The 6,095-nt window shown below is 49.5% G+C and carries 8 protein-coding genes; 3 read left to right on the top strand and 5 right to left on the bottom strand.

Annotation, left to right across the window (positions count from 1 at the left end; translation table 11 throughout):
- Positions 1-302 precede the first annotated feature (302 nt).
- From WMO23_RS10645 to WMO23_RS10655, 3 genes are all read right to left on the bottom strand, one after another.
- On the bottom strand, positions 303-542 hold the full coding sequence (locus WMO23_RS10645) for a hypothetical protein (RefSeq protein WP_020310339.1): 240 nt from the start codon (positions 540-542) through the stop codon (positions 303-305).
- Positions 543-1,079: 537 nt separating this feature from the next.
- Complete coding sequence (locus WMO23_RS10650; protein ID WP_020310337.1) at positions 1,080-1,928, bottom strand: aldo/keto reductase; 849 nt, start codon at positions 1,926-1,928, stop codon at positions 1,080-1,082.
- Positions 1,929-1,937: 9 nt separating this feature from the next.
- Positions 1,938-2,792: an aldo/keto reductase gene (locus tag WMO23_RS10655; RefSeq protein ID WP_036201040.1), complete on the bottom strand. Its 855-nt coding sequence runs from the start codon at positions 2,790-2,792 to the stop codon at positions 1,938-1,940.
- A gap of 159 nt (positions 2,793-2,951) precedes the next feature.
- Here WMO23_RS10655 and WMO23_RS10660 point away from each other — a divergent pair, with 159 nt between their 5' ends.
- Positions 2,952-3,809: a LysR family transcriptional regulator gene (locus tag WMO23_RS10660; RefSeq protein WP_020310336.1), complete on the top strand. Its 858-nt coding sequence runs from the start codon at positions 2,952-2,954 to the stop codon at positions 3,807-3,809.
- On the opposite strand, the gene WMO23_RS10665 is transcribed toward WMO23_RS10660, so the two are convergent.
- The gene (locus WMO23_RS10665) at positions 3,803-4,378 is read right to left on the bottom strand and encodes a lecithin retinol acyltransferase family protein (protein WP_020310335.1); all 576 of its coding nucleotides are present in this window, start codon (positions 4,376-4,378) and stop codon (positions 3,803-3,805) included. The genes WMO23_RS10660 and WMO23_RS10665 overlap by 7 nt on opposite strands.
- A gap of 276 nt (positions 4,379-4,654) precedes the next feature.
- Entirely contained in the window at positions 4,655-5,113 is a 459-nt protein-coding gene (locus WMO23_RS10670) for a low molecular weight protein-tyrosine-phosphatase (RefSeq protein WP_292108385.1), read from the bottom strand.
- Positions 5,114-5,497: 384 nt separating this feature from the next.
- Between WMO23_RS10670 and WMO23_RS10675 the strand changes: the two genes are divergently transcribed.
- Entirely contained in the window at positions 5,498-5,767 is a 270-nt protein-coding gene (locus WMO23_RS10675) for a hypothetical protein (RefSeq protein WP_349174039.1), read from the top strand.
- A 68-nt stretch (positions 5,768-5,835) separates the two neighbouring features.
- A partial coding sequence (locus WMO23_RS10680) for a helix-turn-helix domain-containing protein (RefSeq protein WP_349174041.1) occupies positions 5,836-6,095 on the top strand: 260 nt, incomplete at its 3' end.

Below are 6,095 nucleotides of genomic sequence, written 5' to 3' on the forward strand. Positions count from 1 at the left end.
TCTTATGCCTAAAAGTATCACTTTTTTCAGTAGGGGGAAGACCCCTATTTATGTAAACTATGTTATTGCACATAACAACGTGGGGCGCCCGTTCACTCAAATCCGGTTCACAAGTATCGCACAATACCTGACGGGCTCGCCACGTGCGCGCCCCTACAAGCTGCCAGACCATTTCCCGCATAAAAAAGGCTGCCATACAACGACAAGCCCTTTTAAGTGGTTAGTGGTTAGTGGCTAGCAACTAGTGGCTAAAGATTAGCAGATGGCTTTAAAGATTTGTTCTGCAAACTACAAACTCCGTATTACAAACTATAAAGAGAAAGGGACTGCACACGATGGCAGAAGCCTTCGTGCGACAGCCCCATTAAAACTATACCATAGTAGAAGGCAAATACGAATTCAGCTCTGGTCTGTTCTTCCGGATCCGTAGCGTTGTTCTTATTGTCTTTCCACTTAGAAGCAAAGCTCTGGTAGACGTTGAACTGAGCGTTCTTCGCAAAGACGTAGCTGCCGCCGACGCCCCACGATTTGATGTTATGCAAGTTTTGTCTTCATCATGAGAAATTCCTCCTTATTTTCACAATAGTGAACCGCAGGATTCCCAAAATGCCGCTGCAGGCGAGTGGTCCTAGTTTCCTCTCTCAGCGCCAGTCCGGGACAAACATCCTGCACAGCCTACGTTTGTCTGCATGGCCAGTATACGAAAAAGGCTTTAGCCTGTCAAAAGACGAAGAAACGGCGTACCTGCGCCATCTATCGTCCTATTTTTTACACAAATCAGACAAGAGTTTTTCACAATGAAGACACAATTTTTACACAGCTTCTTACGCAGTACTTACGCAAAATTAACACAATATTTATGCACCTTCCTTATACTTATGAGGGAGTCGTAGCTCGTGGTTAGTGACTCGTGACTAGTAAAAAGAGGCTGTCGCATTAAGACAGCCCCTTTTTGAGTTTTAAGTTTGTAGTTTTTAGTTTGCAGCAAATGGTAAAAAATTTAAAATCAGCTTCTACAAACTATAAAGTAAAAGGAACCTCGCATGATGGTAGAAGCCTTCGTGCACCAGCCCTTCTTCTTACTCGTGAATCGTCATTTTACCGATGGCCATGGCAATATGCGGGTCCATTTCGTCATAGATGGTACTCTTGCCCGTATCCAGCATGCGGATGGCCTTCATGTCTTCCTCATCGAGGGTAAAGTCGAAGACATCGATGTTTTCCTGCATCCGCGCTTTATGGACCGTCTTGGGGATGACGACGATATCCCGCTGGAGCAGCCAGCGCAGCATGACCTGACCGACGGTCTTGCCGTGTTTGTCAGCGATGTCCCTCAAAAGCTGCGTATGGAAGACATCGTTGTTCCCTTCAGCAAAGGGCGCCCATGCTTCCTGCTGGATGCCCAGTTCTTTCATGAGGCCTTCTTCAGCCCATTTCTGGTCCCATACGTTGGTTTCAATCTGATTGACAGCCGGCGTGATGGTATTCATGTTGGCCAGGTCTGCCAGCCGTTCGTTCCAGAAACTGGTAACGCCGATGGCCCGGATACGGCCTTCCTGATAGAGCCGTTCCATGGCCCGCCAGGCCCCATAGTAATCGCCATAGGGCTTGTGGATCAAATAGAGATCCAAATAATCCAGGCCTAATTTTTTCATCGACACGTCGAAGGCCTTCAGGGTCGCATCATAGCCATGGTCCTGGACCCATAATTTCGTCGTGATGAATAACTCTTCCCGGCGGATGCCGCTCTGACGCACGGCATCACCGACACCTTCTTCATTTCTGTAAGACGCAGCCGTATCGATGAGGCGGTATCCCGTTTCCAAGGCTTCACTGACGGCTTTTTCCGTTTCAGCCGATGCCGTCTGATAGACACCAAATCCTAATTTCGGCATGATGACGCCATTATTCAAGGTTACAAATTCCATGATTTCCTCCTATTTCTCTTCAAAGGGCAGATGCATATTGGCATAGCGTTCTTCTAAATCCGGTGTTGCCGTGTAGTACTGGCGCGTCCCGTTCAGCCCGTTGACAACGGCCATTTCTTCATCAGTCAGGGCAAAATCGAAGATGTCGAAATTGCTGCGCAGATGGTCCGGATTCTTCGTGCCGGGGATGGTGATGAACTGCCGCTGGACAGCCCAGCGCAGGATAATCTGTGCCGTACTCTTGTGATACTTGTCGGCCAATGCCGTAAAGATTGGGTCGCGGAGCAGTTCCGGGTCGCCATGCCCCAATGGATACCAGCCCATGAGCTTCGTACCGTATTCAGCCAGGCGGGCCATGATATCATCGTAGACGTGGTACGGGTGCGTTTCCAGCTGGATGACATGGGGCTTGACATCGGCATGGGCCAGGAGTTTTTCCAGTTTGTCGCCATGGAAATTGGAAATCCCCAGGGAACGGGCCTTGCCGTCGCGATAGGCCTGTTCGATAGCCGCATACCCGGCCAGATAATTGCCTGCCGGCTGATGGATGAACAGCAGATCGACATAGTCGACGCCCAGCCGTTCCAGGGTCTTATCGACAGCTCCTGCCTTTTCATACAGCGTCGGCCACAACTTCGTCGAAATGAAAATATCTTCCCGTTTGACCAGACCTTCTTCCAAAGCCCGGCGCAATCCCCTGCCGACAGCTTCTTCGTTGACGTAGGCATTGGCCGTGTCGATGAGGCGGTAACCCATCTTCAAGGCAGCATAAACGGATTTCTCCGTATCTTCCGGGCCGATCATGAAGGTCCCCAGGCCTAACAACGGGACCTGCACGTCGTTGCTCAATGTCGTATATTCCATGGTATAATCTCCTTTCAGACTCTGTTTATATGATATAGTGTGTAATAGGTATTTCCTGTCTACATCTCGCATTTTACAACAGCTTTCAAAAGATGTACAATGCCAACAGGGGAATTCACTATCCACTTTTTATATACTGAAGCAGAGAAAGGAGCCACTATGATAGAAACGAACCTGCTTGCACAATTTGTCGCCTTCGCCAAGGCCGGCACCCTGACCCGGGCAGCCCAGGACCTGCACACGTCTCAGCCGGCACTGACGCGCTCTATGAAAAAACTGGAAGAAGAGCTGGAGGTCCCCTTGTTCGTGCGCCACAAAAACCACCTGGAACTGACACAGACCGGCCGTTATGCTGTCTATTACGCCCAACGCGTCCTCCAGGAAAACCAGGATTTCTGCGACCGCATCCGCAGCTATGACCGCAGCCTGCATACCCTCTCCATCGGCTACTGTGCACCGGTCCCGCAAATGGTGCTGACGCCCTTGCTGAACGGGATTTTCCAGGGCATGACCTTATCGGCCGACATGAAGGACGATGTCTCCTTCCCGGAAGGCCTGCGCCGCCAGACCTATCAGCTGGCCGTCATGCATGCCCGGCCAGACGGCGACGAGTTCTTCGTCAAGAAATGCGGCAGCGAAAAACTTTATCTCTCGGTCCGCGCATCGGACCCCCTGGCCTTTTATCCGGAAGTCCGCCTGCAGGACCTGGATGGCCGGGCCATCCTGCTCTTTTCTCATATCGGCTTCTGGATGAAAATGACCCGGGAAAAGACACCGCACGCCCGCTATTTGCTGCAAGTCCAGCGGGATGCATTCCATGAGCTGACGGAGCACTCGGACTACCCCTGCTTTTCGTCCAGCTATTTCCTCGGACAGGGACAAAAAATCCCGGGCCGCATCAACATCTCCCTGGCGGACCCGGAATGTCAGACAGACTATTACCTAGTCTGCCTGAAAAGTGAACAGAAACGTTATGAAAAACTCTTCCAGCAAATCGACGACCGGACTATCTACTGATGGGATTCCAGGTCCCGGCGCAGTTTATCCAGGACCTGGGCCGTCAAATCGTGCCAGGCATCCTGGAGCCACTGGTCCCGCTGCGCTTCGTCGCCGATACATTCCAGGGCCTTGGGGATGGCCTCGCCGAAGAGGATATCTTCCGTCTGACGGCTGCGGTAGACGCCGAGCTTACAGGCATTGGCAAAGTGTTCACAGTTATGGAAGAGCAGGTCGTATTTTTTATTGCCCAGGCAGGCACGGGCAAAGGCAATCGTCTCGGGTACAGAACAGAGCTGTGCCTGTTCTTCCGGCGTATACTGACGCACTTCTACGTCACCGCCCTGGCGGAACTCATCGAACGACGTCGACCGGATTTCCGTATCCCACCAGTCGATGGGATTGTAGTCGTCATCTCCGGCAAAGGCGATGACTTCATCGTCACTGACATAGATGCCGTGATGGTAATACAAGCCTCCCAGCCGGCGCACGCGGATATGGTCGCCCATAATCGGTGCCTGCCGGGCCCAATGTTCCGACGCCCCGTCGTCCTGCAATAAGGATAAAATCGAATTCAAATCAATGGCCATCGTCGTCACTCCTTACAAAATTGCCTAACTCTTACCAGGCTGTCACCATTCTTTTACATAATGCCGTTATAGTAATAACTGTAAACGAAGTCAGCTATCCCCGGCGGCAACCCACCGGCCCGTTACCGAACCCCTCTGCCAGGATGGCCTCCCGACCAGAATCGGAGAGGTTCGCCGTACTGTCCACCGGCCAGCGTGCCGCTAAACTTGGTATCATAGAATCAGAAAAAACCCCGGAGACCTCCCGCTCCGGGGCTTTTTCTATACCGGCAGCCCCTACAGGAAGGTCAGCAGTCCCTGACAGCCCTCCTGGACATCGTCCCAGGTCCGCTGGAAATCCCGCGTATACCACGGGTCGGCTACAGGACGGGGATTTTCCGTATAATCCATGAGAAGATGGCACTTCTGGTCCGGGTCGCCATGGAAGATGCGCTTCATGTCCCGCAGGTTCTCGTCATCCATGCCGATGAAATAATCGTAAACTGCATAATCGCCAGCCATCAGCAGCACGGCCCGCTTATCACTGGGGTCCATACCGTGTGCCCGGAGCAGCCGTTCCACTGGCGGATAGACCGGATTGCCATAGCCGTTCCAGATTTCCTCATCCGTCGTAGCCGCCGATGCCACGTCGAACCGTTCTGCCAGCCCGGCCTGCTCGGCCATCTGCCGGAACACAAACTCCGCCATGGGCGACCGGCAGATATTGCCATGGCAGATAAATAGTATCTTGATCATAAAGGTGAAACTCCTTCCATACTGCAAATTACCTGTAGAAAACTATTCTTTTTTATTGTAACAGAAAGCAGTGATTTTTGCCCCGTTTTCTATGAATATGACGCTTCCCATTTTCAGGTCCCTGTGGATTCTCAGTATACACAGGAATCGTCAGTTTGTAATTTCAAGTAAATTTCTTTACATTTTCCTCATTTACCGTTACAATAGCAGTACGTCTTTCAATAATCAGGAGAGATTAAAGATGATTACGTTTATAAGTGATGCCTTATTTGTCTTATATATTTTTGCTTTTTTGTGGCGGCAATTTCCTTTTATAAATACATCCGGACAAAGAAAGGGAGAAGAAAAAATATAGCAATTATACTAATAGGAGTTGTATATTTAATGTTCTATTCTTATGACTCCATACTAGTAGAACCGATTCAATGTAATCGTATAGCAGTATCAGATGCAGAAGGATTATCAGAAAAAGAAATTGTTAATAAAATATTAATTCGTGAATTTGACCATTATAAATCTGAAAGATTGTTCACTAAAAATAAAATTTTTGATTATACAATTAATAGAATTGACGGGCCAATAAAACTCAGGGACAGTGATGGAATGGATAAGAATTATTATGAGGCGGATTGTATAATTAAGTTGAACACTTAAAAATCCATAGCGAACCCTTGTGGTAAAATGTAGTTGCACAAAAAACACAACCACAAAGGAGAATCGCTATGGATCAAAATCATTTTACCACGGATACGTTACGCAAAAAAGGGGCTCATTTAACTTTTGAGGAACGAGTCATTATCCAAACGCGTCTCCGCGACAAGCAATCGTATCGGAGCATAGCCCGTGAGATTGGGTGCTGTGTCAATACGGTACGCAACGAGGTGAAGCGTGGCAAGGTTCTTTGCTATATAATGGGCCCCTTGTCAAGACCACGTTCTAAAATTTTAAGAGTGGCAGTAAGCAGAATTATTCTAAGCAGCGA

Origin of the sequence: Megasphaera intestinihominis (genome assembly GCF_040096415.1) — a bacterium.
Classification (GTDB): Bacteria; Bacillota; Negativicutes; order Veillonellales; family Megasphaeraceae; genus Megasphaera; species Megasphaera intestinihominis.

Excerpts from the sequence above, each read along its gene's own strand:
- WMO23_RS10665 (WP_020310335.1), bottom strand. The coding sequence starts at position 4,378 with ATGGCCATTGATTTGAATTCGATTTTATCCTTATTGCAGGACGACGGG.
- WMO23_RS10660 (WP_020310336.1), top strand. The coding sequence starts at position 2,952 with ATGATAGAAACGAACCTGCTTGCACAATTTGTCGCCTTCGCCAAGGCC.
- WMO23_RS10670 (WP_292108385.1), bottom strand. The coding sequence starts at position 5,113 with ATGATCAAGATACTATTTATCTGCCATGGCAATATCTGCCGGTCGCCC.
- WMO23_RS10650 (WP_020310337.1), bottom strand. The coding sequence starts at position 1,928 with ATGGAATTTGTAACCTTGAATAATGGCGTCATCATGCCGAAATTAGGA.
- WMO23_RS10655 (WP_036201040.1), bottom strand. The coding sequence starts at position 2,792 with ATGGAATATACGACATTGAGCAACGACGTGCAGGTCCCGTTGTTAGGC.
- WMO23_RS10675 (WP_349174039.1), top strand. The coding sequence starts at position 5,498 with ATGTTCTATTCTTATGACTCCATACTAGTAGAACCGATTCAATGTAAT.